Here is a 25,936-nt window from a genome sequence, read left to right as displayed (position 1 = left end):
TCTGGGGAATCAGTTAGCGGCGTTTGCTTGCGGGCTGGCGGTGCTTGCACTTGCTTCGGCCGGATTGAGTCCCTCGGCCGAAGCGTCAAAGCCGCCGCCCAGCGACTTGATCAGGTTGACGCGCAGGTCGGCCCGGCGCGCACGCGTGTCGAGTTCAAGCTTGCGCTGCGCCAGCCAGGAAATCTGCGTGCTCACTACCTGCAGCATGTTGGCGGTGCCGACCTGTTGCCGCTGTTCGGCCAGTTTCATACCGCGTTCGGCGGCCTCTACCGCCGCCTGCTGGTTCTTGTCCTGGGTTTCGGCAGCCTGCAGCGACTGCACACTGTCCGCCACTTCATGGAAAGCGTCATTCAGCGCCTGGTTATAGGTCGCCACGGCGCCGTCATAGGCAGCGACCCGGCCCTTGAGCTGGGCGCGCAGGGCGCCGCCTTCAAAGATCGGCAAGTGGATTGCCGGGCCGATGCCGACCACCTTGCTGCTGTGGTTCAGGAACTGCGAAAAGCTGAGGCTGGAAAAACCAGCCATGGCCGTCAGGTTGATATCCGGATAGAACTCGGTCTTGGCGACCTTGATGTCGCTTTGCGCGGCTTCCACCTGCCAGCGTGCGGCGACCACATCCGGCCGTCGTCCGAGCAGGCCGAGCGGCAGCTGGTCGGGCAAGGCGATGGTGGCGTCGGCCGGCAATGCCGGCGGTGCGATTTTCAAGCCGCGGTCAGGGCCCTGGCCCATCAGTGCCGCGATCTGGTTGCGGGTCAGCGCGATCGCTTCCTGCCATTGCGCCTGTTCGGCGCGCAGGCCGGCCACTTGTTGCCGGCTCTGCTGGTTGTCGCTCTGGGTGTCGAGGCCGGCGGCGAAGCGCTGCTGGGTCAGCTTGTCCAGCTTGTCGCGCAGCACCAGCTGCTGGTTGGTCAGGTCCAGCTGGGAGTATTGCCGTCCCAGCTGCAGCCAGGCTTTCGAGATGCCGGCGGTCAGCGCCAGGCGCGCCGCATAGTGTTCGGCTTCCGCCGCCTTGCTTTGCGAAATGGCCGAGCGCAGCTGCGCGCTGTGCTTGCCCCAGAAATCCAGGTCGTAGGAAAAATTCAGCGCGGTTTCATAATCCGTCACATACATGCCGCCGAACGGGGGCGGATAAATGCTGTTCTCGGAAAACCGTTCGCGGGTGGCCGACAGGCTGGCGCCGACTTGCGGCTTGCTGGTGGCGCCAGCCGCCTCCACCATGGCGCGCGCGGCGCCGATGCGGGCGGCGGCGGCTTGCAGGTTAGGATTGCCCGCCAGCGCTTCATCCACCAGCTGCTGCAGCTGGCTGCCGCCGATGGTGCTGACCCAGGAACCGGCCGGCCATAAACCGCCTTGTCCCGGCAGGGAAGAGGCAGAGGCGTAGTCGTCCGGATTGTTGGTGTTGGCGGTGCTGTGGATGCCGCTGAAATTGGCGCACGCCGCCAGCAATAGTACGGCGGCGCTGATCACAAGGCGCTGGGTGCCAAGTTTCGGCAGGCTGCGTCGGGCTGGAGATGGATGAGAGTTCATGTCGGTGTTGATTTGACGGATTGGTTTAGCGGCCACAGATAGGAAGACTACCGGGAACAGCTGCTTGTTTAAAAGTAATATTGAATAAATTAATCTTGCATAGTCAATGTGTTTTCTCCGGTGCTGCATTGCTTTCCAGCAACCGCCTGAGCATCGATTTCAAAAAGCCGATCTCTTCTGCGCTGAACTCTGAAAAATGCTTGTTCAGCACGCCGCAAAACGCTTGCGGCACCACTTTCGACAACTCTATGCCGCTCGCAGTCAGGTGCAGTTTCATCAAACGCCGGTCATTTGCACATGGCTCGCGCTTGATCAGGTCACGCGCCACCAGGCGATCGATCATGCGCTTGGTGGATGCCGCATCGGTATACGTCTCGCGGGCCAGGTCAGCGGCCGTCGAATATTTTCCTGTTGACAACATCAAGAGAATGGCGCCTTGCGCGTGGGTAATTCCGTGCGGCATCAAAGCTTCGTCTGAGCTTCTGATCATCATGGCACGCGAGCGCGCCAACAGATAGCCTATGCTTTCTTCAATCTGGTAAGTGTCCAGAGTGAATAATGGGGGTCGGTTACTCACGGTTTTCTCAACTTGTCTGCTTAATTGCTGCTTGATTGCTGCTTAATTGCTACTTGAATATTCATTGCCTAGGCAAGAATATACTGCAAAATAAAGTTTCTTGCTGGCGGCACTTTAGAATTGTTGCTCAGGTCCCGGCGCGGCACAGGAGGGCAACTGCAGCAACACTGCAAGGCCGCGCTGCTGTTCGCCGGCGCCGAGCGTCACGCTGCCTTGCGCTGCCATCACGATTTCCTTGACGATCGCCAGGCCGAGGCCAGTGCCATCCTGTCCCGGAGCGGCGTTGCGGAAAAAACGTTCGAACACGCGGTCGCGCACTTCGGCCGGAATGCCCGGACCGTTGTCGCTGACACTGATCTCGACTTGCCCATGGCCGGCGCCGATGGCCACGGTCACTGTGCCGTCCACGGGGGTATAGCGGATGGCGTTGTCGACCAGGTTCATCATCATGGCGCTGAACAAGGCTTCGTTTCCCATCACCCATGCATGCTGCAAGGTTGTCTCGAGCCCGAGGTCGATGTTCTTGCGCTGCGCCAGGTCGACGATTTCTTCCAGCACCGCGGCCGACACCGCCAGCAGGTCTACCGGCTGCCGCAGGAAGGCGGTGGTGTTGGAGGCTTCCGCCTGCGACAGCAGCAAGAGCTTGTTGGTCAGCTCGTTCATGTTATTGCTGCTTTCGTGCATCGCCTGCAGCACCTGCAGCACTTCGGTGCGCCTGTTTTCATCGCCCAGGCGGCGCGCAAACTGGATTTGCGAATCGAGCAGGGTGAGCGGCGTACGCAACTGGTGGGCGGCGTCGGCGATAAAGCGCTTTTGCGCCGACACCTGCGTGTTCAGGCGTTGGATGGTCTGGTTGATGGCTTCGACGATGGGCCGCAGCTCCAGCTGCAGCTGGCCGGCCTTGATCGGCGACAGCGAGGTTGCATCGCGCGCAGCCAGCTGGTTTTTCAAATGCATCAGCGGCCGCAGTTCCATGCTCAAGCCGATCACTACCAAAGCGGCAGCCAGCAGCAGCATGGCGATCTGGCGGTGCAGGGCAGGGCGCCACAGGTCGGCCAGCATCTGGTCGCGGGCGCCGGTGGTCTGGCCCACCAGCACGGCGATCTTGCGCAGCTGGCCGGCGTTGTACAAGGTGCGCACCTGGCTCACCACGCGCAGTATCTGGCCGTGGTAATCGATGGTGCTGAACGCTGGTGTGCTCAAGGGAAAACGCAGCGCTTGCGGGAAATCAGGACGGCCGGCCAGCAGGCTGTCGTTGTCGGTAATCACCTGGTAGTACACCTGGTCCTGCATGGGCGAGACCAGCAGTTCCAGCGCTGCCGGCGGAATGCTGGCATGCGGCACGCCGTCCAGCCAATGGATCTCGCCGGCGATCACTTGCGCCGACGCCAGCAGCGCATGGTCCTGGATCAGGTCCGCCGTCTGGCGCGCGCTGCGGTACGACAGCGTAGCGCTGATGGCGACAAACACCGCCAGCGGAATCAGTAGCCACAGCAGCAAGCGCAGGCGTAGGCTGATGATCAATTAGCGTCTTTCTGCTTGAGCAGGTAACCGAGTCCGCGCAAGGTCATGATGGCGGCCTGGCAGTGCTCCAGTTTCTTGCGCAGCCGGTGGATGTAGATTTCAATGGCGTCGGCGCTGGGTTCGTCGTCGAGGCCGAACACGCCGTCCATCAAGGCGGTCTTGGAGACGGTCTTGCCTTGTTTCAGCATCAGGATTTCGAGCACATCGTGTTCGCGCCCGGGCAGCGCCAGCAGCTGGCCGGCGATAGAGAACTGCCGGGTGTTGCTGTCGTAGCGCAGGTCGGCGCAATGCATTTCCGCCGCCTTGTCCGGCGTCTGGCGGCGGATCAGGGCCTTGATCCGCGCGACCAGTTCACGCACTTCGAACGGCTTGACCAGGTAGTCGTCGGCGCCGGCGCCGAGGCAGTCGACTTTTTCGTCAACCGAGCCGCTGGCGGTGAGGATCATGACTGGCACGTTGTTGTGCCGCTCGCGCAGCCGGCGCAAAACCGCCTTGCCGTTCATCTTCGGCAGCTGCAGATCCAGCAGGACCACATCGTAGCTTTCGCTTTGCAGCAGGCGGTCGGCGGCTTCGCCGTCGCTGGCGAGATCGATGGTGAATTTGTCTTCCTTCAGAATCTTGCTGAGCCATAGCGCCAGCGGCGGATTGTCTTCGATCAGGAGTAGTTTCATGGATGTGGCTGCTTATATGACACTTCATGTTGCACTGCAAGTTAAATAAGGCGGATTTGGAAAGCTGGATGAAAGTTAGCGCATCCTAGAATACGCCCAAGACTGGAACAATGGCATGCTGTCCTGCGGATCCGGTCATTATCCCAAAAAAACAAACGGAGACAACTCAATGCATACCCTCATCCGCGGTTCCCTGCTTTCCGCCGTGCTGCTTGGCAGCGGCGTGCTTGGCGCGAGCCAGGCCATGGCAGCCGATTCGGGAAAAATCACCATCATGGTCGGCGGCATCACCAAGATGATCTACCTGCCGGCCAAGCTGACCGAGCAGCTGGGTTATTTCAAGGAAGAGGGCCTGGATGTCGAACTGCAGTCGCAGCCGGCTGGCGTGGATGCGGAAAATGAACTGCTGGCTGGCGCGGTGCAGGCGGTAGTCGGCTTCTACGACCACTCCATCGATTTGCAAAGCAAGGGCAAGGAAGTCACGGCGATCACGGTTTTCGGCCAGGTCCCGGGCGAAGTCGAAATGGTGTCGACCAAAGCTGCCGCCACCATCAAGAGCATGGCTGACGTCAAAGGCAAGACGCTGGGCGTGACCGGCCTCGGCTCATCGACCAATTTCCTGACGCAATACCTGGCGGCCAAGGCCGGCATCACTTCCAGCCAGTACTCGGTGCTGCCGGTGGGCGCCGACAATACATTCATCGTCGCCATCAAGCAAGGCCGCATCGACGCCGGCATGACCACCGAACCGACCGTGTCGCAGCTGCTGAAAACCGGCGAAGCTTCAGTGCTGGTCGACATGCGTACTGTCGAAGGCACGGTCAAGGCGCTGGGCGGTCTGTACCCGGCGTCAAGCCTGTATGTCCAAGGCCCGTGGCTGAAGGCGCACAAGGCCGAAGCCGCCAAGCTGGCGCATGCTTTTGTCAAGACGCTGAAATTCATCAATACCCATAGCGCTGCCGAAATCGCCGACAAGATGCCGAAGGATTACTACGGCAATAACAAGCCGATGTACGTGCAGGCTTTGCAGAATTCACTGCCGATGTTTTCGGCGGATGGGAAAATGCCGCCAGGCGGCCCGGAAACCGTGCTGCAGGTGCTGTCGGGTTTCAATCCTAACGTCAAGGGCAAGCACATCGACCTTGCCAAGACCTATACCAACGAGTTTGTCAGCCAAGCCAAGTAAGGCCGAAGCTTAACCATCATGCAGGTCGGAAGCGCAGCTTCCGAGTGGGGAGACTCGCGTCCAGCGAACCGCTCCGACCCGCACAGCAAAGGAATTCAAAATGACTCAAGCAGCATATGTCTCGCCCTCGGTAATGCCCTCGGCAGCCACGCCGGCGCCCCAGGTGTTACGCGACACGCCCGCCATCGAACTGCGCAATGTTTCTTGCCGCTTCATCTCCCCCGACGGCAAGGCCACCGTGGCCTTGCGCGATTTCAGCATGAGCGTGGCGCGCGGCGAATTCGTGGCCGTTGTGGGACCGACCGGCTGCGGCAAATCGACCACGCTGAGCATGATCACCGGCCTGCTCAAGCCGACCGTGGGCGAGGTGCGCATCATGGGCGAGCCGGTCAGCGGCATCGATCCGCGCATCGGCTTTGTATTCCAGAACGATGCAGTATTCCCTTGGCGCAGCGTGATCGACAACGTAGCGGCGGGGCCGCTGTTCCGCGGCAAGCCGAAAGACGCTGCGTATGCGCTGGCGGAGGAATGGATACGCCGGGTCGGCCTCGATAAATTCGCCAGCCATTACCCGCATCAACTGTCCGGCGGCATGCGCAAGCGCGTCGCGCTGGCGCAGACATTCATCAACAGCCCTGAAATCCTGCTGATGGACGAGCCGTTCAGCGCGCTCGACATGCAGACCCGCACCCTGATGCAGGATGAGCTGCTGCAGCTGTGGTCGTCGCAAGCCGGTTCGGTGGTATTCGTCACCCATGACCTGGAAGAAGCGATTGCACTGGCCGACAAAGTCTATGTGCTGACTGCGCGCCCGGCCACCTTGAAGAGCGTGTACGAGATCGACCTGCCGCGGCCGCGCGTAATGTCCGAGGTGCGTTATGAACAGCGTTTCATCGACATCTCGCGCAAGATCTGGGCCGACCTGCGCGAAGAAGTGCACATCAGCTAATTACAGGCAGACATCCATTTACATACCCTCGCCTATGAAGATATGGATATCACATAAGCGAAAGGAAAAAGGCAATATATGAGTCAAGTACCGAATCAAGCACAAACAATCGACAAACTCAGCGCGGCCAGCCTGGCCACTGTCGAACAAGAAGCACAACGCAAAATCAAGCAACGCTACTGGCTGGTGATATCCCTGCGCGTCGCCATCCTTATCCTGACCCTGGGCGGCTGGGAACTGGCGGCCAGGCTGCAATGGATAGACCCGTTCTTCTTTTCGCAGCCGTCGCTGATCGTGGTGCAGATCTATGACTGGATCGTGGAAGGCACGTCGCAAGGACCGTTGTGGACACAGGTGCTGGTGACCTTGGAGGAAACGGTGCTCGGCTTCCTGATCGGCTCGGTCGCCGGTGTCATCTGCGGCATCCTGCTGGGTCGTAATAAATTGCTATCGGATGTCTTCAGCATTTACATCCAGGTCGCCAATTCGATTCCACGGGTAGTGCTGGGCTCGATTTTCGTGATCGCGCTGGGCCTGGGCATGGCTTCCAAGGTTGCTCTGGCGGTGGTGATGGTGTTCTTTGTCGTGTTCGGCAATGCTTTCCAGGGCGTGCGCGAAGCTGACCGTTACATGATTGCCAACGCCCAGATCCTCGGCGCCTCGCCGCGCCAGGTGACGATGTCGGTGGTGATTCCTTCGGCGCTGAGCTGGATCCTGGCCAGCCTGCACGTCAGTTTCGGTTTTGCCCTGGTGGGCGCCGTGGTAGGTGAATTCCTCGGTTCCAAGCAAGGCATCGGCTTGCTGATTTCCACCGCCCAAGGCGCTTTCAACGCCAGCGGCGTGTTTGCGGCGATGATCGTGTTGGCAGTGGTGGCCCTGGCAGCGGATTATTTGCTGACGACACTGGAAAAACGTTTGCTTAAATGGCGTCCTGTGGCATTCTAGTTTCTAGCTGAAGTTTAGTGACTTAAGGTTGCGGCGCATTGTTTTAATGCGCCGTTTTTTTATGTCCTAAATTCTTCCCGTCGACAGCCATGTCGCCCAGTCGGCCCGGCCGTTTTTCAACGCCGTAGCAGCCGCCTTGTGATGGTCGTAGCTGATGTTGAGATGGCTGACATCCCAGCCATGGGCGGTTTTTTCGCAGATGGCGTAGCGGGCGTGCGGACTGCCGTTTTCGATGGCGTGGAAGCAGGGCTGGTCGTCGTCATAAGCCTGCAGGCCGACGCTGCCGGGATTGACCACCAGGCGTTCGCCGGAGATCGCATAGGCGCGCGGCTTGTGCGTATGGCCGCAGATGATCAGGCTGTGGCCGATGCCCGCCGCGCGGGCCTCGATGTCGGCCGCCGCTGCCATGCGGCAGCCTTGCTGGCCGACCTGTTCCAGGAAATACACCAGGTCGTCGGCCGGCGTGCCGTGGCACATGAAAATCTGATCCGAAACAGCCAGGGTCGTAGGTAAGCCCCTGATCCAGTCGCGTTGCGCCGGTGTCGTATGCTCGAATGCAAACTGGTCGGTCGGATGTCCCGGGCGCCGTTCGCAGTCCAGCAGGTGGCGTTCGTGGTTGCCGCGGATGGTGGGCAGCTGCAGCGACATCAGCAGGTCCGCAGTGGCCGAAGGCTCCAGCGGGCCGGACAGGATGTCGCCGGCGTTGACCACCAGGTCGGCTCCCTGTTTCCTGATGTCCGCCAGGACGGCTTCCAGCGCCCAGATGTTGGCGTGGATGTCGGAGAGGATGGCGAGTTTCATTGGCGGCTTTCTTCACGGAAGATGGCGGGATATCACATCATTAAATCGCATTTTTAAATAAAACGGGTGCAATTCAACCGAAATTGAATTGCACCCGTTCTGCCATCCGGCAAGCGCATCGCTGCGCCGTCCTTCAGGTCATCTTATTACAGCACATCGCTGGCATGGTCTGCCAGGCGCGAGCGTTCGCCGCGCGCCAGCGTCACATGGCCGCTGTGCGACCAGCCCTTGAAACGATCGACTACATACGTCAGGCCGCTCGAGCCCTCGGTCAGGTACGGCGTATCGATCTGGGCGATATTGCCGAGGCAGATGATCTTGGTGCCCGGACCGGCGCGGGTGACCAGGGTTTTCATTTGCTTCGGCGTCAGGTTTTGCGCTTCGTCGATGATCAGGAACTTGTTGACGAAAGTACGGCCCCGCATGAAGTTGAGCGACTTGATCTTGATGCGTGAACGAATCAGGTCCTGGGTGGCGGCGCGACCCCATTCGCCGGCATCCGAATCGGACTTGTTGAGCACTTCCAGGTTGTCGTCGAAGGCGCCCATCCACGGCCCCATCTTCTCTTCCTCGGTACCCGGCAGGAAACCGATATCTTCACCGACCGGCACCGTGACGCGGGTCACGATGATTTCGTTGTAGGTCTTGGTTTCCAGCACTTGCGCCAGGCCGGCCGCCAGCGCCAGCAGGGTTTTGCCGGTACCGGCCTGGCCCAGCAGGGTGACGAAGTCGCAATCCGGATTCATCAGCAGGTTGAGGGCAAAGTTCTGCTCGCGGTTGCGCGCAGTGATGCCCCACACGCTGTTCTTGGCGTGGCCATAGTCGCGCAAGGTTTGCAGCACCGCGGTCTTGCCGTTGATCTGCGTGACTTGTCCGTAGAACGCCGGTTCGCCGTTTTTCGGTTCGATGAAAACGAACTGGTTGACCAGCAGCGTCGGCACCAGCGGTCCGCTCAGGCGATAGTAGGTATAGCCGGTGCCGTGCTTGTTCTCTTGCCAGGATTCGATGCCCTTGCCGTGCTTGATCCAGAAATCGTCCGGCAATTGCTGGATGCCGGAATACAGCAGGTCGGTGTCTTCCAGCACATGGTCGTTGAAGTAGTCTTCGGCCGGCAGGCCCATGGCGCGCGCCTTGATGCGCATGTTGATGTCTTTCGACACCAGCACTACCGGGCGGCCCGGGGTTTCGGCTTCCAGGCCGCGCACCACGCCGAGGATCTGGTTGTCGGCCTTGCCTACCGGCAGGCCTTCAGGCAGGTCGGCGTTCTGCAGCTTGGTCTGGAAGAACAGGCGGCCCTTGGCGTCCTTGTTGCCGAGCTTCGACAATGGAATGCCGTGGTCGATCTGGTCGTCGACGATATCGCCCACCAATGCATCCAGCGAACGCGATACCTGGCGTGCATTGCGTGCGACTTCCGACATGCCCTTCTTGTGGTTGTCGAGTTCCTCCAGCGTCACCATCGGCAGGTAGATGTCGTGTTCCTCGAAACGGAACAGGGAGGTCGGGTCGTGCATCAGCACATTGGTGTCCAGCACGAACAGCTTGGTCGTGCCGGATTTGTCGGCGGCGCGGCTGGTGCTTGATTTCGGCCGGGTGTCCGCCGGTTTTGCAGGTTTGTCGGCAACGGCACGCGAATTTTCCGCGGGGCCTTGTCGGTCTTACGGCTTTCTACAGGTTTGTTGCGAGCTTGTGGAGCAACTTCCTTGTTACGGGTAATCGGTTCAACGACGGCAATACGTGGTTTGACGGCTTTGCCGGCTTCCGCTTTCGGATAATCTTGAACGGAGAGTAAAGCAGCGGGTTTGGTCGGTAATTTTGGTAAGGGCATCAGAACCTCGCTTTAAAGATGAAAAAAGTGTTCGCTTTGGTGATAACACGAACCGGACCAAACGGGTGAAGCTACGGCAGGTACGACTTAAATATATTTAAAAAACATCACGAATGAAGCGGCCTGGCGAACAAAACACAAATTAAAAAGTAAAAAAGCCGTTTGGGAAGGCCCTCAGGCCTTTTCCGCAAACGGCTTCCAGAATGATTTTTTTTGAATTCAATGACTTACAAACTCCAATACTTCTTCAACGTGCACTGGCACCTTCACTCCACGCCATTCTTTCACCAATGTGCCGGCGCCGTCAATCACAAACGTGCTGCGCTCGATGCCGCGTACTTGCTTGCCGTACATATTTTTCATTTTCATGACATTGAACATGGCGCACAGCGTTTCGTCGGGATCGGCGATCAGCTCGAAGGGCAGCCCCAGTTTAGCCTTGAAACCTTCGTGGGAGCGGATGCTGTCGCGGCTGATGCCGAATATCAAGGTGTTTTTCTGCTGGAATTCCTGGTGCAGGTCGCGGAACTGCATGGCTTCCGTGGTGCAGCCAGGCGTGTTGTCCTTGGGGTAAAAATACAACACTATGTTTTTTCCATGATAGTCCGACAACTTGAATGCCTGCCCGCCGGTCATGGCTGCAGAGAAGTCGGGCACCGTCATGTTGAGGATGGAAGGATAGGAATTATCGGCCACTGTATTGTCCTGTTCATTGAATAATGATGAATCGGTCGCCAATCAGGGTTCTGCTATATACGCTGATCAGCTGCTGCCTGCCTGCATGATCATCTCGCCCGACCGTCCCGGCAACTCCGCCCATGCGAGAGGGACGGTGGGTAATTGCCGGTCTTTGACCTGTCGGTAATAGTCTTCCATCGCGACCAGATCATAGCCCTGCGCTTTCCAGCCCTGCAGCAACTGCTCGAATATGGGGGCGAGTTTTTGACCTTCAAGCTCTGCGTGCAGAGTAAATACATGATCGCGCGGCGTTGCCGTCAACGCCAGGATATGGGCGGCGATATTCGCAGGCGTCAGCTCAACGCCGCCGAAACTCCGGCCCAGCAGTTCATCCAGCGTCGGCAGGGTGGTCGGCAACTGTATGCATGCCAGCGTCTTGCCGTTGACCTGCAGGCGATGCGGGCCGGCGGCCTGGTCGGCCAGCGCGCCGTCGTCCGCCAGCATGGCGCGGCCGTCCGAGGCATAGGCGATGCCGAATTTCTCCAGCTGCTCGAAAGCGTAAGGATTCATTTGCCAGCCGGCGGCGCCGTGGGTTTGCGGCGCCTGGCCGAAAATCCGGGTGAAGCGGTCGAAGGAACGCTGCATCTGCTGGCTGGTCCAGTCGGCGCCGCGCTGCCGTACATGGTCTTGCCAGACGCGATGATCCCAGGTGTGGACGCCGCATTCGAATCCGGCGTCGCGCACCGCCTGCATGTAGCTCGCGCAGGTCTTGCCGATATCCGGCGCCGGCAGCAGCACGCCGTACATCAGGGTCTTGAGGCCGTAATGTTCGACTACCGAGGTGCGCGATACTTTCTGGAAGAAGCCGGGGCGAAACACCTGCTTCAGGGCCCAGCCGGTATGATCGTGACCGAGCGAAAACAGGAACGTGGCGCGCGCCTGGTATTTGCTCAGCAGGCGCACCAGGTTCGGTACTCCTTCACGGGTGCCGCGATAAGTGTCGGCGTCGATTTTTAAGGTGAGGAGGGGCAAGTTGTCTGGTCTGGCAGTAGTAGGAAAAACAGAGTCCGCGCAACACACGAAACAGCGTCGTAGCTTGCGCGGGCAGCAGCGTCGATCTTAGTCCGTCTATTAATCCATCAAAGCGCGTGCTTCGGCCACCTGGCCGCGGTACGCATCAAAAATATTGCGCAGGGTGTCGGCCATGGTGGTGGTCGGCTTCCAGTTCAGCTCGTCGCAGGTATTGGTGATCTTCGGCACGCGGTTCTGCACGTCCTGGTAACCCTTGCCGTAGTAGGCTGCGGAAGTGGTCTCGACCAGCTTGACCTTCTTCGCCGAGTCGGCGTACTCAGGATATTCCGCAGCCAGTTTCAGCATCATGTCTGCCAGGTCGCGGATCGAGTAGTTGTTGACCGGGTTGCCGATGTTGTAGATCTTGCCGCTGGCGATGCCGTCCTTGTTGGCGATGATCTTGATCAAGGCGTCGATGCCGTCGTCGATATAAGTGAAGGCACGTTTTTGCTGGCCGCCGTCGACCAGCGAGATATTCTCGCCGCGCACGATATGGCCGAAGAACTGGGTCACCACGCGCGAGCTGCCTTCCTTCGGCGTATGGATCGAATCGAGGCCGGCGCCGATCCAGTTGAACGGACGGAACAGGGTGAAGTTCAAGCCTTCTTCCATGCCGTAGCCCCAGATCACGCGATCCATCAGCTGCTTGGCGCAGGAGTAGATCCAGCGCGGCTTGTTGATCGGGCCGCAGATCAGTTCGGATTGCTCCGGGTCGAATTCTTCGTCATGGCACATGCCATACACTTCCGAGGTCGACGGGAACACCAGGTGCTTGCCGTATTTGGCGGCGGAACGCACGATAGGCAGGTTGGCTTCGAAGTCCAGTTCGAATACGCGCAGCGGCTGCTTGACGTAGGTCGACGGCGTGGCGATCGCCACCAGCGGCAGGATCACGTCGCATTTCTTGACGTGGTACTCGACCCATTCCTTGTTGATGGTGATGTCGCCTTCGAAGAAGTGCATGCGCGACTTGTATTCTTCGTTGTCCAGCAGGTCGCGGATGCGGTCGGTCATCATGTCCATGCCGTAGACGTGCCAGTCGGTGGTTTCCAGGATCCGCTTGGACAGGTGGTGGCCGATGAAACCGTTGACGCCGAGGATGAGGACTTTTTTCATAGTGATCTATTGTTGTTGGATTGGCATTCCGCAAAACGGAATTTCAAGCGCTGCAGTTCTTGCCGGGCAGGGCGCGGTAAACAAACTGAAACCGCCCCGCCTGCGAAAGCAGCCGGTTTTATAAAAGGATGTTGTTTAATGCTTCTGGCGTGACGGTTTGGCCGTCCGCCAGCAACTCGTTGATCAACAGCGCGCGGCCATCGCCGCAGACGCCAACAATGCGATTATCCACTACCGCCAAGCCCCGAGGCAAATTTGCCGGCAGGTTTTCCACCAGTTTGGCCGATAAATAAGCTTTTCCGACGATAAAAGTGCGCTCTTTGACAATAGTCCAGGCGCCGGGATAGGGCGGCGCCACTGCGCGGTACAGGTTATAGACCTCGTGCGCCGGCCGGTTCCAGTCGATTTTGCCGTCTTCGGGCTTGCGTCCGCCGAAATAACTGCCTTGCGACAGATCGTTCGGCAAGCGGGGAATGTTGCCTGTCAGCATGGCCGGCAGTGCATTCCACAGCGTCTGTTCGGCGGCGACCACCACCTTGCCGAATACTTCGTAGGCGGTATCGTCGGGCAGGATCGGCACCGAAGTCTGCGCCACGATGGCGCCGGCGTCCGGCTTGGCCGCCATTTCGTGCAGGGTGGCGCCGGTCTCTGTTTCACCGTGCAGCACCGCCCAGTTGATCGGCACCCGGCCGCGGTATTTCGGCAGCAGCGAACCGTGCATGTTGTAAGCGCCGTGCTTTGCCAGCGCCAGCAGGGCAACCGGCAGCATGTGGCGGTAATAGAAACTGAAGATGAAATCCGGCTGCAGGGCGGCGACCTGGGCCCGCAGCTCGGGCGCAGCTGGATCGGTGGGAGCGATGCTGGCAATACCATGCTGCTTGCATAGCGCCGACACCGATTCGAACCAGATGGTTTCCTGCGGATTGTCTTCGTGGGTAACCACCAGCGCGATATCGACGCCGCGCGCCAGCAGCACTTTCAGGCAGCGCACGCCAACGTTGTGATAGGCAAAAACGACGGCTTTCATGACGCCTGCTTATCGTCCGCCGACGACTGTTCCAGCATGGCTTGCACCACATAGCGCGGCCGCGCCCGCACCTGCTGATAGATGCGGCCGACATATTCGCCGACCAGGCCGATGCCGAACAGGATCATGCCCATCAGGAAGAAGGCGAACGCGAACAGGGTGAACACACCTTGCACCTCGGCGCCGAACAGGAAACGGCGCGCCACCAGGATGAAAAACAGCGCGGCCGAAGCGAAGGACAGCACGATGCCTATCAGCGAGAACAGCTGCAAGGGCATGATGGAAAAGCCGGTGACCAGGTCGAAATTCAGGCGGATCAGGCTATACAGCGAGTACTTTGATTCGCCGGCCGAGCGTTCTTCGTGCTCGACCACGATTTCAGTCTCTTTGCGGGCAAAGGTGTACGCCAGCGCCGGTACGAAGGTGTTGACCTCCTGGCACTGGTTGATCAGGTCGACCACGTTGCGACCATAGGCGCGCAGCATGTTGCCCTGATCGGTCATCCTGATGCCGGTGATTTTCTCGCGCAGCAGGTTCATGGCCTTGGAGGCGACGGTGCGCCAGGCCGAATCCTGGCGCTTGCGGCGGATCGAGCCGACGTAGTCGTAGCCTTCGCGCATCTTGGCCACCAGGTTGCCGATTTCTTCCGGCGGGTTCTGCAGGTCGGCGTCGAGCGTCACGACGATGTCGCCGCGGGTGGCTTCAAAACCGGCCAGTATCGCCATGTGCTGGCCGAAATTGCCGTTGAACAGGACCACGCGGGTGACGTCTGGACGCAGCCGGAACTGTTCCGCCAGTATCGCGGCCGACTTGTCGCGGCTGCCGTCGTTGACGTACAGGATTTCATAGCTGATGCCAAGTGCGTCGAGCGCCGGGTAGAGGCGGTCGAACAGTTTGGCAAGGCCCGATTCCTCGTTGTATACCGGGATGACGACGGAAAGTTCTGGTTTCATCAAGCGATCGTTCAATTTATTGAAGCACGGATTTTACCGCGGACACTGCACGTTCGACATCGTTCTTCGTCATGACGTTGAACATCGGCAGCGAGACGATCAGGCGGCCGACCTTTTCGGCGACCGGAAACATGCCTTCCTTGAAGCCGCGCGCGCGATACATGCTGAGCAGGTGGATGGCCGGGTAGTGATAGCCGATGCCGATGCCGCGTTCCTGCATCTGCTCCATGAAAGTGGCGCGCGCCGGCTTGCCGTCCTGGCGCTCCGGCAGCACCAGCTGGAACATGTGCCAGTTGCTGTTGGCGAAGTCGGCGACCGGCAGCTGGGCGCCATGTTTCGCTTCGAAATCGCTGCCGAAGCAGGTGAAATAATACTGCGCCAGCTCGCGCCGATGGGCGGTAATCGCCTCAATATGGGCAAACTGGCCGAGGCCGATGGCGGCGGCGACGTCGGTCATGTTGAATTTGCCGCCGAGGACGTCGACATCGAGGCCGTCGAAGCCGCTGCGGGTGACGCCTTGCAGGCGGTATTTTTCCGCCAGGCGCGCTTCTTCGGCATTGTTCAGCACCAGGCAGCCGCCCTCGGATGAAGTGATGTTCTTGTTGGCCTGGAAGCTGAACGAGGCAAAGTCGCCGAAGGCGCCGATGCGCTGGCCTTTCCAGCTCGATCCCAGGGCTTGCGCCGCATCTTCCACCACGCGCAGGTTATGTTTCTTGGCCAGCGCATACAGGCGATCCATGTCGACCGGCAGGCCCGACAGGTAGACCGGGATGATGGCCTTGGTGCGCGGCGTGATGGCGGCTTCGACCTGGGCCAGGTCGATATTGCGGGTGACCGGATCGATGTCGGCGAACACCGGCGTGGCGCCGGTTTCAATGATCACATTGGCGGTGGCGACCCAGGAAATCGGCGTGGTGATGACTTCATCGCCGGCGCCGATGCCGGCGATGCGCAGGGCGATCTCCATGGTGCAGGTGCCGGAATTGAAGGTGCGCACCGGACGGCCGCCGAAATACTCGGACAATTGCGCTTCGAATGCCTGCACCTTGGGGCCGCTGGTGATCCAGCCGGAGCGCAAGACGTCGCCAACCGCTGCGATCGTGGCTTCGTCGATGGTGGGTTTGGCAAACGGCAGGAAAGGTTGTTGGCTCATGTTGGTTTTGAAATCCGATATAAGTTTGACGGAAAGTCGTGAAGCACTGAACGATAGCGTATGGACAAGGATCTAGCTGCGCGTCAGTAATACTACGCCGACGATGATGATGCCGATTGCCAGCAGGCGCTGCATCGAAACCGCTTCTCCCAGGAAGTACCAGGCGCCGACGGCGCTGATGATATAGCCCATCGACAGCATCGGATAGGCGATCGTGACGTCGACCCGCGACAAGCCGATGATCCAGACCCCTACCGAGATGACATAACAAGCCAGGCCGCCCAGGATCGGCAACTGGGTCGCCAGCTTGATGCCGGTGGCAAACCAGTTCTGCGGCGTCAGGTGGATCACGCCGACCGCATTGGTGCCGGCCTTCAGCAGCAGCTGCGCGACGGCGTTAAGGCAGACGCCGCCGAGGATGAAGGCAAAAGTGGTGATATTCATATATGTGGCGGGTTACGGTGCAGTTGTTGTGGATGCTGCAGCCGAAGCAGCCGGGGCCGCTTCACTTGCCGCGGCGGCTGGCGCTGCGGCGGCAATGCCCTGGTTGGTCACCACCACGCGGCGCGGATCCTGGCCGATGACCCGCATCGGCACGCCGCGCTGCTCCAGCTCACGGTAGTTTTCCGGACGGATGATGGCGATATCCTTCTTGCCGGCAGCGTGGTCGGCGGTCCATTTGACGACAAACGCATCGATGGTCGGAATCCATAGCTGCGGCTGCTGGCCGATGCCGAATTCCAGCTCATCCATATGCTGCACCATGGTCATCGTGCGGCGCAGGTAGAACGGCAGCGCCTGCTCATATTTGCCGACCACGTACAGCGTGGTTTCCGGCGTGATTTCGGCATTGATGGCCGGCACCAGGTCGATCCCTGCCGAATAGCGTCCTTGCGGATCGTGGCCGTACATCAGCAGCTGGCCGCCGATGAAACCGCTGGCGGCGAGCGCGACAATGGCCCATTCGCGCTGCCGGCGCACCAGCAGCAAGGCGGCGACGGCGCCGATGAAAGCCACCGCCGAAGCGGCGAACACCCAAGCCACATGGGCTTGCATCAATGGCAGGCTGTAAGCATCCTTGGCCAGGTTCGGGATCTTGTGCGACAGGACCAGGCCGATCACGGCCGGCACCAGCAGCAACAGCGCCGAAGCCTGCACCGACTTGTTGCTGGCGTTATCCAGGTGGCAGGCAATCAGCAGCGCCAGCGCCGGGAAGATCGGCAGGATGTACGACGGCAGCTTGGAATCGGAAATGCTGAAGAACACGAAAATGAACACGCTCCAGATCAGCAGCATCTTTTTCGGCTGGAAGCCTGACGCCGCGCTGTGTTCGCGCGCGCCGTTCCACAAGCTTTGCAACAGGACGCCGAGCCAAGGCACGATCCCCAATACCAGGATTGGAATGAAATAATAAGGCGGGCCATAGCGGTTATGGATCTTGCTGGTGAAGCGCTGGAATTGTTCGTGGATGAAGAAAAATTGCGGGAATTCCGGATTCTTCAGCGAGATCAGCACGAACCAGGGCGTGGTGATCAGGAAGAAGAGGATCAGGCCGAGCACTAGGTGCAAACGTTTCCAGATCGACCAGTCGCGCGAAAACAGGGTGTACAGGATCAGTACCGCGCCCGGCAGGACCAGGCCGATCAGGCCTTTTGACAATACCGCCAGCGCCATGCCGGCCCAGCACAGCAGCATCCAGTTGCGCTGTTCGGCGTGGCTGATGTCGCTGCGCTGCGCCAGCAGCAGGGCGCACAGGGAAATCGTCATCATGCCGGACAAGCCCATGTCCAGCGTATTGATGTGGCCGAGGCCGGCCCACAGGAAGCTGGAGCCGAGCACCAGCGCTGCGTAGAAGCCGATGCGCGGCGAGAACAGGCGGGCGCCGGTGAATGCGACCAAAACCACGCCGAGCAAGCCGCACAAGCCGGTCCATAGACGCGCCTGCCATTCGCCGAGGCCGAACAGCTCGAAGGTGAGGGCGTTCATCCAGGTTTGCAGCGGCGGCTTTTCGAAGTATTTGAGGCCGTTCAGGCGCAAGGTGATCCAGTCGCCGGTGGCGACCATTTCGCGCGCCATTTCGGCGTAGCGGCCTTCATCGGTAGGCACCAGCGTGCGGGCCCCGAGCATGTAAAACCAGACGATGCAGAACAGCAGGAACAACAGCCAGACGAAAGTTTTTGATTTATGCAGTTCACGCATCTTGGGCGGTTTCCTTGTCGGTATTGAAAATCAGGGCCAGGGCGACTTTGCGCCCCTCGGCCATCAGGATGTTGTAGGTGCGGCAGGCGGCCTTGTTGTCCATGCATTCGACGCCGATGCGGCGCGCGGTCAGCACGCTGGTCAGCTTCGGATGGACAAAACGCTGGCGCGCGCCGGTGCCGAGGATGACAACGTCGGGCCGGGTGCTGTCTATATGAGCGAAATGTTCCGCATGGAGGGCGTCGAAGTCGCGCACCGGCCATGGCACCGGCGCTGCTTCCGGCAGCACCAGCAGGCTATGCTCGTAGCGCACGGCGTTGATTTCCACGCCCTTGTCGTCGTAGGCCGTGACTGTCTGATACTGTTGGGTCGGGGTGGTATGTAGCTTCATTGCATTATCTTTACACGTTGAGGGGTTGATCCTATCCACCAATACTTAGCTAAACCAAAGGATAGACCGCAGACGATGTGCAAATTCCCGGAAAATGGAAAATAAAGTGCTGCATTGTAGCGTTTTCCGCCCAGGAACTTGCGGTATTGATTGATAAAACCTCACGCTTTCGGCAGAATGGGTGGTTCGGGCGGTGAATTGTGCACCGCCAAAAAGCTGTCTGAAAAGTCGTGGAATAGCGTGGAGCGCCCTTACAAGGGGTTGTTGCAGGCATTTGTTGCGGCGCACTGACCCCCGTGTGACGATAACCCAATTTTCCAGACAGCTTTTTAACGCTGGATAATGTTGCGTAAAATACAAGGGATTGTGCTGTGCGACCGATTCAAAAATCGAAAAAACTGGATGATGTCTGTTACGACATCCGCGGCCCCGTGCTGGAAAAAGCGCGGCAAATGGAAGAGGAAGGTCACAAAATCATCAAGCTGAACATCGGCAACCTGGCGGTGTTCGGTTTCGAGCCGCCCGATGAAATCGTGCAGGACATGATCCTCAACATGGGCAACGCCTCCGGTTATACCGATTCCAAGGGCATGTTCGCGCCGCGCAAGTCGGTGATGCATTATTGCCAGCAAAAAAAGATTCAGGGCGTCACGATCGACGATATCTACCTGGGCAACGGCGCTTCCGAGCTGATAGTGATGAGCATGAACGCCTTGCTCAACACCGGCGATGAAGTACTGGTGCCGGCGCCCGACTATCCGCTGTGGACCGCCGCGGTCAGCCTGTCCGGCGGCACGCCGCGCCATTACGTCTGCGACGAGCAGGCCGGCTGGTTCCCCGATATCGAAGACATCAAGAAGAAAATCAACAGCAATACCCGGGCGATCGTCGTCATCAACCCCAACAATCCGACCGGCGCCCTGTACCCGGTGGAACTGCTGCAGCAGCTGGTCGACCTGGCGCGCCAGCACCAGCTGATCATCTTCGCCGACGAAATCTACGACAAGGTGCTGTACGACGGCGAGACCCATACTTCGCTGGCGGCGCTGGCCGACGACGTGCTGTTCATCACCTTCAACGGCTTGTCGAAAAACTATCGTTCCTGCGGCTACCGCGCCGGCTGGATGGTGGTGTCGGGCGAGAAAAAACACGCCAAGGGATATATCGAGGGCTTGAACATGCTGGCGTCGATGCGCCTGTGCGCCAATGCGCCGGGCCAGTATGCGATCCAGACCGCGCTCGGCGGCTACCAGAGCATCAACGACCTGGTCGCGCCGGGCGGTCGCCTGGCGCGCCAGCGCGACATGGCGCACAAGCTGCTGACCGACATCCCGGGCGTCACCTGCGTCAAGCCGAAGGCGGCGCTGTACATGTTTCCGCGGCTGGACCCGAAGATGTACCCGATTACCGACGACCAGGACTTCGCCTACGAATTGCTGGCGGAGCAGCGCGTGCTGATCGTCCAGGGCACCGGCTTCAACTGCCCGACGCCGGACCATTTCCGCGTGGTGTTCCTGCCGAACACCGACGACCTGGCGGATTCGATGGGACGCATCGCCAGTTTCCTCGAAGGGTACCGCCGGCGCCACGGTAAGGTTTGACCCGGCCTGAAGCGGAAGTTTTTTATTAAACCCGCCGGGCCGGCTTGGCAGCCAGCCCGGTATCAGCAGATTTTTTTACAGACAGCAGAGATCATGAAATCCATCAAGGTAGGTTTGCTTGGCATAGGTACGGTCGGTTCCGGCACGTTCAACGTATTGAAGCGCAATCAGCAAGAGATTGCAGCGCGCGCAGGGAGAGCTATTGAAATTACCATGGTGGCCGATCTCGATGTCGAGCGCGCCAGGCTGCTGACCAATGGCGAAGTGACCGTGGTCAACGACGCCAAGCTGGTGGTCAACAATCCCGATATCGATATCGTCATCGAGCTGATCGGCGGCTATGGCATCGCCAAGGACCTGGTGCTGCAGGCGATCGCCAACGGCAAGCATGTGGTCACCGCCAACAAGGCGCTGATCGCCACCCATGGCAACGAGATTTTCAAGGCGGCGCAAGAGAAGGGCGTGATCGTTGCATTCGAAGCGGCGGTGGCCGGCGGCATTCCTATCATCAAAGCCTTGCGCGAAGGCCTGACCGCCAACAGCATCCAGTGGATCGCCGGCATCATCAACGGCACCACCAACTTCATCCTGTCCGAAATGCGCGACAAGGGCCTGGACTTCGACGTCGTGCTGAAAGAAGCGCAGCGCCTGGGTTACGCTGAAGCCGATCCGACCTTCGATATCGAAGGCGTGGACGCTGCCCACAAGCTGACCATCATGGCCTCGATCGCGTTCGGCATCCCGGTGCAGTTCAGCAAGGCGCATGTGGAAGGCATCACCAAGCTGCAGGCGACCGATATCCGCTACGCCGAACAGCTCGGCTACCGCATCAAGCTGCTCGGCATCACCAAGCGCACCGCCGGCGGCATCGAGCTGCGCGTGCATCCGACCCTGATCCCGAGCAAACGCCTGATCGCCAATGTCGAAGGCGCCATGAATGCCGTGCTGGTGCGCGGCGACGCGGTCGGCGATACGCTGTATTACGGCAAGGGCGCCGGCGCCGAGCCGACTGCCTCGGCTGTGATCGCCGACCTGGTCGACATCACGCGCCTGGCCACCGCCGATCCCGAGCATCGGGTGCCGCACCTGGCGTTCCAGCCGAACGCCATGGCCGATACGCCGATCCTGCCGATGGCAGAAATCACCACCAGCTATTACCTGCGCATGCACGTGGCCGACCAGCCGGGCGTGCTGGCGGATGTCACGCGGATCCTCGCCGATTCGTCGATTTCGATAGACGCCATGCTGCAAAAAGAACCGGCCGCGGGCGAGACCCGCACCGACATCATCATGCTGACGCACCAGACCCAGGAAAAGAATGTGGAAGCGGCGATAGTCAAGATCGAGTCGCTGGAAACCGTGGTCGGCAGCGTCACCAAGATCCGGCTGGAAGAACTGGGTTAATCGAAGTGCCGCTTCGCCTGTCGGCCAGGCTGGCCGATGGCGAAGCGTTTCCAAGGAGAGTGTATGCGTAAGATGCTGATGGCCCTGTGCCTGCTAGTACCTGCTGCAGCGTTTGCTCAGGTTGATCCATGTCTGTCGCAGAGCAATACCGTCGAAATGAATACCTGCGCCAAGACCGCTTTCGACAAGGACGAAAAGACCTTGAACGAAACCTATCAGCAGCTGGTCAAGCAGATCACCAAGCCGGACCAGGATGGCGTGCGCTACGGCGAAGTGAAGAAGAAGCTGATCGAAGCGCAGCGCGCCTGGGTCAGTTTCCGCAAGAAGGATTGCGACGCCGTGTATACCTACAATGAGAGCGGGACCATCCGCGATATCGAATTCCTCGGCTGCATGCGCGCCCATACCGAACAGCGCACCAAGGAACTCAAGAATTTCATCGTCGAAAAATAATCCGCTCACCTCGAATTGTCGATCGGGGCAATGCGATGCAAAAAAGCCGCGGCAGATCGCACTCTGCCGCGGCTTTTTTATCCGTCCTGCATCTCATCGGCGGGCGTAGGGTGGGCATGCTTTTGTGCCCACCCTGCCATCGCAAGAATGTTTTTCACCCATAGAAATGCATCAAAAAATGTTCATCGGCATGTTCAGGACCAGCCGGTAGATGGTGTTGCCGGCGTCCGAGTATTGCGTATCGGCCCGATGGTGCATCAAGGTCAGGTTGATGCTGCTGCCTTTCAGCTTGCCAGCCTGGATCACATAGGTCGGAATCATGCCGATCTCCCAATGCTTGCCGCGCACCGGCGCGCCGTTCTTCCAGTACAGCCCATACAGGCCGCCGGCCGGATCGGCATTGGCGGCCGCGCTGGCCGAGGCATCCGCGCCCCAGCCCCGTACACCCCAGCTCATGATTTTCAAACCGGGCAGGCCATAGCTGCCGAGGTCGACCGTGTGCCGCAGCTGCAGCGATTGTTCGCCGGGAGCGTTGTAATCGACGTTCATCGAATTGCTGAGAAAGTCGCCGGCGCCTTCGCCGACGTAGTCGAAGAACTGCTTGCCCTGGATTTTCTGGTAGGCCAGCAGCACCGTATGCGCCTTGTGCTGGGCGCTTAGGGCGACGCTGTAGGCATTACTGTTGATGTTTCCTTGCCGGCTGCTGCCCTGGTTGCGCGTGGCGTAGTAATTCAGCTGGCCGGTCCAGCGCAGTGTATTGGCGTCGCCGATGCTGTGCGAGAAGGCGGAGTAGTACTGGTCCCAGACGTTTTCGGCGCGGCTGGCGTACAGCGAGACCTTGGTGTCCGGGCTGTAGGCATAGTCGCCGCCGAGATAGCTGAAGCGACCTAGCTGGATGCCGCCATAGGCCGTGCGCAAGGGCTGCAAGCGGGTTTGTCCGCGTGGCTGGCTCCTGGTAAAGCTGCCGGCAGCCAAGCTGAGGCCGGCAATTTCGCTGCTGATCACGGAGGTGCCGAGGAAGGTCGGCGGCAGGGCACGGTTGTCATGCGGTTCCAGAAAAGCGTTATGGACGATTTGCGCGCCGTATTTCACTACCGTGTTCGAGACCCGGGCCTTCAGGTCGTACAAGCCGAAGTAGGTCCATGCCTGCCGATTGCTGCCGCCGCCGGCGGGATCCACGTGCACCATGTTGCCGGCGCCGTTGCCGCCATTCAGTTTCAGTGCGCTGAACAGGCCGGCATCCGCGCCCAGTCCGATGGCGCCGGTGCTAAAGCCCGATTCAAAATTCAGCTGGCTGCCCAGTACCGAAGCGTTGCGGGTATTGGCGCCCTGGGTTTCCAGGTGGTCGGTGTAACTGCGCAGCAGCCAGTTGAGATGGCTATCGGCGATCAGGCCCTTGCTGTCGGCCTGTTGCGAGCGGGTGGCGGGTTGCGTGGCTGCCGCATGGCCCTGCTCGATAGCGTCGCCGTCGATGATGCCGTGTTCGCCGTGTTCTTCTGCTTTGCTGTACGGGCTGGCGTGGGCAGCGGGTTTGGCTGCATCGGCACTCGCTGCATGGGCGCTGATGGTTGCAGCGGCTGTCAGCGGCGCCAGATAGCGCACTACGGCAAGGATATTCAAGCTGGCTCCTCCCGCCCTGGCTGTTGCAAGTGCGCGCGGCGGAATTATGTATTTATCATGGGTTCGAGCCGCCGATGCTACGTAAGGGCATTTGTTATTGCAATATTGGCAATTAACTTTGTGCGTAGGATTAGGCTGGAAAGAGGGGAGTTTTTTCCGGGAAGGATGGAAGGCTGCAGAAACCCTGTTTCTGCAGCGGCAAGGCGGGGAGTGGTGCTGCTTTATTCCAGGTTTTGCACCTGTTCGCGCATCTGGTCGATCAGCAGCTTGAGCTCCATGGAAGCATCGGCCAATTCCTTGATCGCTGCTTTCGAGCCCACCGTGTTCGCTTCGCGATTGAGTTCCTGCATCATGAAATCCAGGCGCTTGCCGACCTGGCCGCCCTTTTTCAGGATGTGGCGGGTTTCATTGAGATGGGCAGCGAGGCGCGACAGCTCTTCGGCAATATCGATGCGGATGCCGTACAGCGTGACTTCCTGGCGGATCCGGTCCAGCGCTTCTTCGCGCGACAGGCTGGAGTTGCCGCTATCCTGCTGCGCCAGGCCGAGCGCTTCCTGCATGCGCTCTATGGCTTTTTGCTGGAATTGCGCCACCACTTGCGGCACCAGCGGCGTGATCCTTTGCACGATGGCGTCCATGGCGTCGATACGGGAAATCAAGGTGGCTTGCAGCGCGGCGCCTTCGCGCGCGCGCGAATCGACAAATGCTTCCAGCGTGGCGCTCATGGTGGACTGGATGTCGGCTTGCAGCGTATCCTGGCTGATCACCGCTTCCTCGATCACGCCTGGCCAGCGCAGCAGTTCATTGACCGTGAGCGGCGCCGCTTCGATGAATTGCTGGCGCACCGCGCTCTGCAGATCGGCCAGGGAGGCCAGCAGCGTGGTGTTCAGCGCTTGCGATGCGCCGGAAGCGGTCTTGCGGCCGAAACTCAGCCGGCATTCGACCTTGCCGCGCGCAACGCGGCCGATGATGGCTTCGCGCAGCGCCGGTTCGAGCGAACGCAAGTCGTCATTGATGCGGAACTGCAGGTCGAGAAAGCGCGAATTGACGCTCTTGATTTCGATGGTAATCGTGCCTGCGGCCGTCTCGCGGTTGTTGACGGCGTAGCCTGTCATGCTGCAGATAGTCAAGATGCTGTCCTTTGTTTCTGGTTTGCAAGGGTTTTTCTTTACAATTCAGCGATTTATCAAGACAATCCTTACACCATTGACTAAGCATTGACTAAGGTAGGATCGCATGGCCGCGCAAAACAATGCACCATTGCCTGACGGGCTAAAAATTGCTGGATACCGCATTGTAAAGAAGATTGCTTCTGGCGGGTTCAGTATTGTCTATCTGGCATACGACGAGGATGGCAACGCAGTCGCCATCAAGGAGTATCTGCCGAGTTCGTTGGCTTTACGCCAATGGGGAGAACTGGCGCCGGCCATTTCGCCGGAAAACCTGCCGACCTTCCGTATCGGCCTCAAATGCTTTTTCGAAGAAGGCCGCGCTCTGGCGCGTATCGCCCATCCGAACGTGGTGAGCGTGATCAACTTCTTCCGCGCCAATGAAACCGTGTACATGGTGATGGCCTACGAATCGGGGCGCTCGCTGCAGGAGCATATCCTGCGCCGCCGCGATAAAGGCGAAAAGCCATTGGTGTCGGAAAAATTCATCCGCAAGATGTTCCGCCACGTGATGAACGGCTTGCGCGAAGTGCATACCCATAAATTGCTGCACCTCGACCTGAAGCCGGCCAATATCTACCTGCGCGCCGACGGCACGCCGATCCTGCTGGACTTCGGCGCCGCACGCCAGACCCTGCGCTCCGACTCGCCCAAGCTGTACCCGATGTACACGCCAGGTTTCGCCCCGGCCGAATTGTATGAGCGTAATGGCAACCTGGGGCCATGGACCGACATCTACAGCATCGGCGCTTCGATCTTCGCCTGCATGGTCGGCGCGCCGCCGCAGCCGGTCGACCAGCGCAAGGTCAACGACAAGATGGAAGGGCATTTCCGCAAGCTGGAAGGCCTGTATTCGCCGGAACTGATCCAGGTGGTGCGCTGGTGCCTGATGATCGATCCGCTGCAGCGGCCGCAAAGCGTGTTCGCGGTGCAGCGCGCCCTGATGGAGCCGGTGCAGGAGGAAGAGGTCAGCGTGCGTGACATGGTCACGCGCAAGATACGCAACGTCTTTTTCACGCATATCCAGTTCCGCCGCAAGGTCGAGAGCAACCCGGATACGACCATCCAGGAAAATACGCAGTGACCAGGTAAC

23 protein-coding genes and 1 pseudogene are annotated in these 25,936 nt (G+C 59.6%); 7 read left to right on the top strand and 17 right to left on the bottom strand.

What is annotated here, in order from left to right; translation table 11 throughout:
* Positions 1-9: 9 nt before the first annotated feature.
* The 4 genes from CFter6_RS14585 to CFter6_RS14570 all read right to left on the bottom strand — a co-directional run bounded on the left by CFter6_RS14585 (position 10) and on the right by CFter6_RS14570 (position 4,299).
* Entirely contained in the window at positions 10-1,527 is a 1,518-nt protein-coding gene (locus CFter6_RS14585; RefSeq protein WP_236904277.1) for an efflux transporter outer membrane subunit, read from the bottom strand.
* A gap of 103 nt (positions 1,528-1,630) precedes the next feature.
* Entirely contained in the window at positions 1,631-2,104 is a 474-nt protein-coding gene (locus CFter6_RS14580) for a MarR family winged helix-turn-helix transcriptional regulator (protein WP_061540551.1), read from the bottom strand.
* A gap of 114 nt (positions 2,105-2,218) precedes the next feature.
* On the bottom strand, positions 2,219-3,628 hold the full coding sequence (locus CFter6_RS14575) for a sensor histidine kinase (protein ID WP_061540550.1): 1,410 nt from the start codon (positions 3,626-3,628) through the stop codon (positions 2,219-2,221).
* Positions 3,625-4,299 carry a response regulator gene (locus CFter6_RS14570; protein ID WP_061540549.1) on the bottom strand — a complete coding sequence of 225 codons (675 nt, stop codon included), beginning with the start codon at positions 4,297-4,299 and terminating at the stop codon, positions 3,625-3,627. The genes CFter6_RS14575 and CFter6_RS14570 overlap by 4 nt, the downstream gene beginning before the upstream one ends.
* 169 nt (positions 4,300-4,468) lie before the next feature.
* On the opposite strand from CFter6_RS14570, the gene CFter6_RS14565 reads away from it, so the two are divergent.
* The 3 genes from CFter6_RS14565 to CFter6_RS14555 all read left to right on the top strand — a co-directional run bounded on the left by CFter6_RS14565 (position 4,469) and on the right by CFter6_RS14555 (position 7,379).
* Entirely contained in the window at positions 4,469-5,485 is a 1,017-nt protein-coding gene (locus tag CFter6_RS14565; protein ID WP_061540548.1) for an ABC transporter substrate-binding protein, read from the top strand.
* Between the two features lie 133 nt (positions 5,486-5,618).
* Positions 5,619-6,434, top strand: coding sequence for an ABC transporter ATP-binding protein (locus CFter6_RS14560; protein WP_061540547.1), 816 nt, complete (start codon positions 5,619-5,621; stop codon positions 6,432-6,434).
* A 78-nt stretch (positions 6,435-6,512) separates the two neighbouring features.
* A complete protein-coding gene (locus CFter6_RS14555; protein WP_061540546.1) occupies positions 6,513-7,379 on the top strand; it encodes an ABC transporter permease in 867 nt (288 codons plus the stop codon).
* A gap of 66 nt (positions 7,380-7,445) precedes the next feature.
* Here CFter6_RS14555 and CFter6_RS14550 read toward each other — a convergent pair whose 3' ends face one another.
* The 11 genes and pseudogenes from CFter6_RS14550 to CFter6_RS14500 all read right to left on the bottom strand — a co-directional run bounded on the left by CFter6_RS14550 (position 7,446) and on the right by CFter6_RS14500 (position 18,596).
* Entirely contained in the window at positions 7,446-8,180 is a 735-nt protein-coding gene (locus CFter6_RS14550; protein ID WP_061540545.1) for a metallophosphoesterase family protein, read from the bottom strand.
* Positions 8,181-8,326: 146 nt separating this feature from the next.
* Positions 8,327-10,008, bottom strand: a pseudogene (locus CFter6_RS14545) (PhoH family protein).
* Between the two features lie 219 nt (positions 10,009-10,227).
* Positions 10,228-10,671, bottom strand: a complete 444-nt coding sequence (locus tag CFter6_RS14540) for a peroxiredoxin (protein ID WP_061542378.1) — start codon at positions 10,669-10,671, stop codon at positions 10,228-10,230.
* Between the two features lie 99 nt (positions 10,672-10,770).
* Positions 10,771-11,718 carry a polysaccharide deacetylase family protein gene (locus CFter6_RS14535; protein WP_061540544.1) on the bottom strand — a complete coding sequence of 316 codons (948 nt, stop codon included), beginning with the start codon at positions 11,716-11,718 and terminating at the stop codon, positions 10,771-10,773.
* 99 nt (positions 11,719-11,817) lie between these two features.
* Positions 11,818-12,873 carry a bifunctional UDP-4-keto-pentose/UDP-xylose synthase gene (locus CFter6_RS14530; RefSeq protein WP_061540543.1) on the bottom strand — a complete coding sequence of 352 codons (1,056 nt, stop codon included), beginning with the start codon at positions 12,871-12,873 and terminating at the stop codon, positions 11,818-11,820.
* 118 nt (positions 12,874-12,991) lie between these two features.
* Entirely contained in the window at positions 12,992-13,900 is a 909-nt protein-coding gene (locus CFter6_RS14525; protein ID WP_061540542.1) for a formyltransferase, read from the bottom strand.
* Entirely contained in the window at positions 13,897-14,853 is a 957-nt protein-coding gene (locus CFter6_RS14520) for a glycosyltransferase (RefSeq protein ID WP_061542377.1), read from the bottom strand. Before CFter6_RS14520 ends, CFter6_RS14525 begins: the two co-directional genes overlap by 4 nt.
* Before the next feature lie 16 nt (positions 14,854-14,869).
* On the bottom strand, positions 14,870-16,006 hold the full coding sequence (locus CFter6_RS14515; protein ID WP_061540541.1) for a DegT/DnrJ/EryC1/StrS family aminotransferase: 1,137 nt from the start codon (positions 16,004-16,006) through the stop codon (positions 14,870-14,872).
* 72 nt (positions 16,007-16,078) lie between these two features.
* The gene (locus CFter6_RS14510) at positions 16,079-16,450 is read right to left on the bottom strand and encodes an EamA family transporter (protein WP_061540540.1); all 372 of its coding nucleotides are present in this window, start codon (positions 16,448-16,450) and stop codon (positions 16,079-16,081) included.
* Between the two features lie 12 nt (positions 16,451-16,462).
* The gene (locus CFter6_RS14505; protein ID WP_061540539.1) at positions 16,463-18,205 is read right to left on the bottom strand and encodes an ArnT family glycosyltransferase; all 1,743 of its coding nucleotides are present in this window, start codon (positions 18,203-18,205) and stop codon (positions 16,463-16,465) included.
* Positions 18,198-18,596, bottom strand: coding sequence for an Mth938-like domain-containing protein (locus CFter6_RS14500; RefSeq protein WP_061540538.1), 399 nt, complete (start codon positions 18,594-18,596; stop codon positions 18,198-18,200). The genes CFter6_RS14505 and CFter6_RS14500 overlap by 8 nt, the downstream gene beginning before the upstream one ends.
* Before the next feature lie 371 nt (positions 18,597-18,967).
* Here CFter6_RS14500 and CFter6_RS14495 point away from each other — a divergent pair, with 371 nt between their 5' ends.
* The 3 genes from CFter6_RS14495 (at position 18,968) to CFter6_RS14485 (ending at position 22,054) form a co-directional block, all read left to right on the top strand.
* Entirely contained in the window at positions 18,968-20,197 is a 1,230-nt protein-coding gene (locus CFter6_RS14495; protein ID WP_061540537.1) for a pyridoxal phosphate-dependent aminotransferase, read from the top strand.
* A 93-nt stretch (positions 20,198-20,290) separates the two neighbouring features.
* A complete protein-coding gene (locus tag CFter6_RS14490) occupies positions 20,291-21,601 on the top strand; it encodes a homoserine dehydrogenase (RefSeq protein WP_061540536.1) in 1,311 nt (436 codons plus the stop codon).
* Positions 21,602-21,664: 63 nt separating this feature from the next.
* Positions 21,665-22,054, top strand: coding sequence for a lysozyme inhibitor LprI family protein (locus CFter6_RS14485; protein ID WP_061540535.1), 390 nt, complete (start codon positions 21,665-21,667; stop codon positions 22,052-22,054).
* A gap of 171 nt (positions 22,055-22,225) precedes the next feature.
* On the opposite strand, the gene CFter6_RS14480 is transcribed toward CFter6_RS14485, so the two are convergent.
* The gene (locus CFter6_RS14480) at positions 22,226-23,674 is read right to left on the bottom strand and encodes an OprD family outer membrane porin (RefSeq protein WP_061540534.1); all 1,449 of its coding nucleotides are present in this window, start codon (positions 23,672-23,674) and stop codon (positions 22,226-22,228) included.
* Between the two features lie 221 nt (positions 23,675-23,895).
* Entirely contained in the window at positions 23,896-24,804 is a 909-nt protein-coding gene (locus tag CFter6_RS14475) for a YicC/YloC family endoribonuclease (RefSeq protein ID WP_236904276.1), read from the bottom strand.
* A 106-nt stretch (positions 24,805-24,910) separates the two neighbouring features.
* Here CFter6_RS14475 and CFter6_RS14470 point away from each other — a divergent pair, with 106 nt between their 5' ends.
* On the top strand, positions 24,911-25,927 hold the full coding sequence (locus CFter6_RS14470) for a serine/threonine protein kinase (protein ID WP_061540532.1): 1,017 nt from the start codon (positions 24,911-24,913) through the stop codon (positions 25,925-25,927).
* The last annotated feature ends 9 nt before the right edge of the window (positions 25,928-25,936 follow it).

The organism is Collimonas fungivorans (assembly GCF_001584145.1).
GTDB classification, from domain to species: Bacteria; Pseudomonadota; Gammaproteobacteria; order Burkholderiales; family Burkholderiaceae_D; genus Collimonas; species Collimonas fungivorans.
The sequence above is the reverse complement of the archived record's forward strand: the minus strand, read 5'-3'. Positions and strand labels throughout refer to the sequence as shown.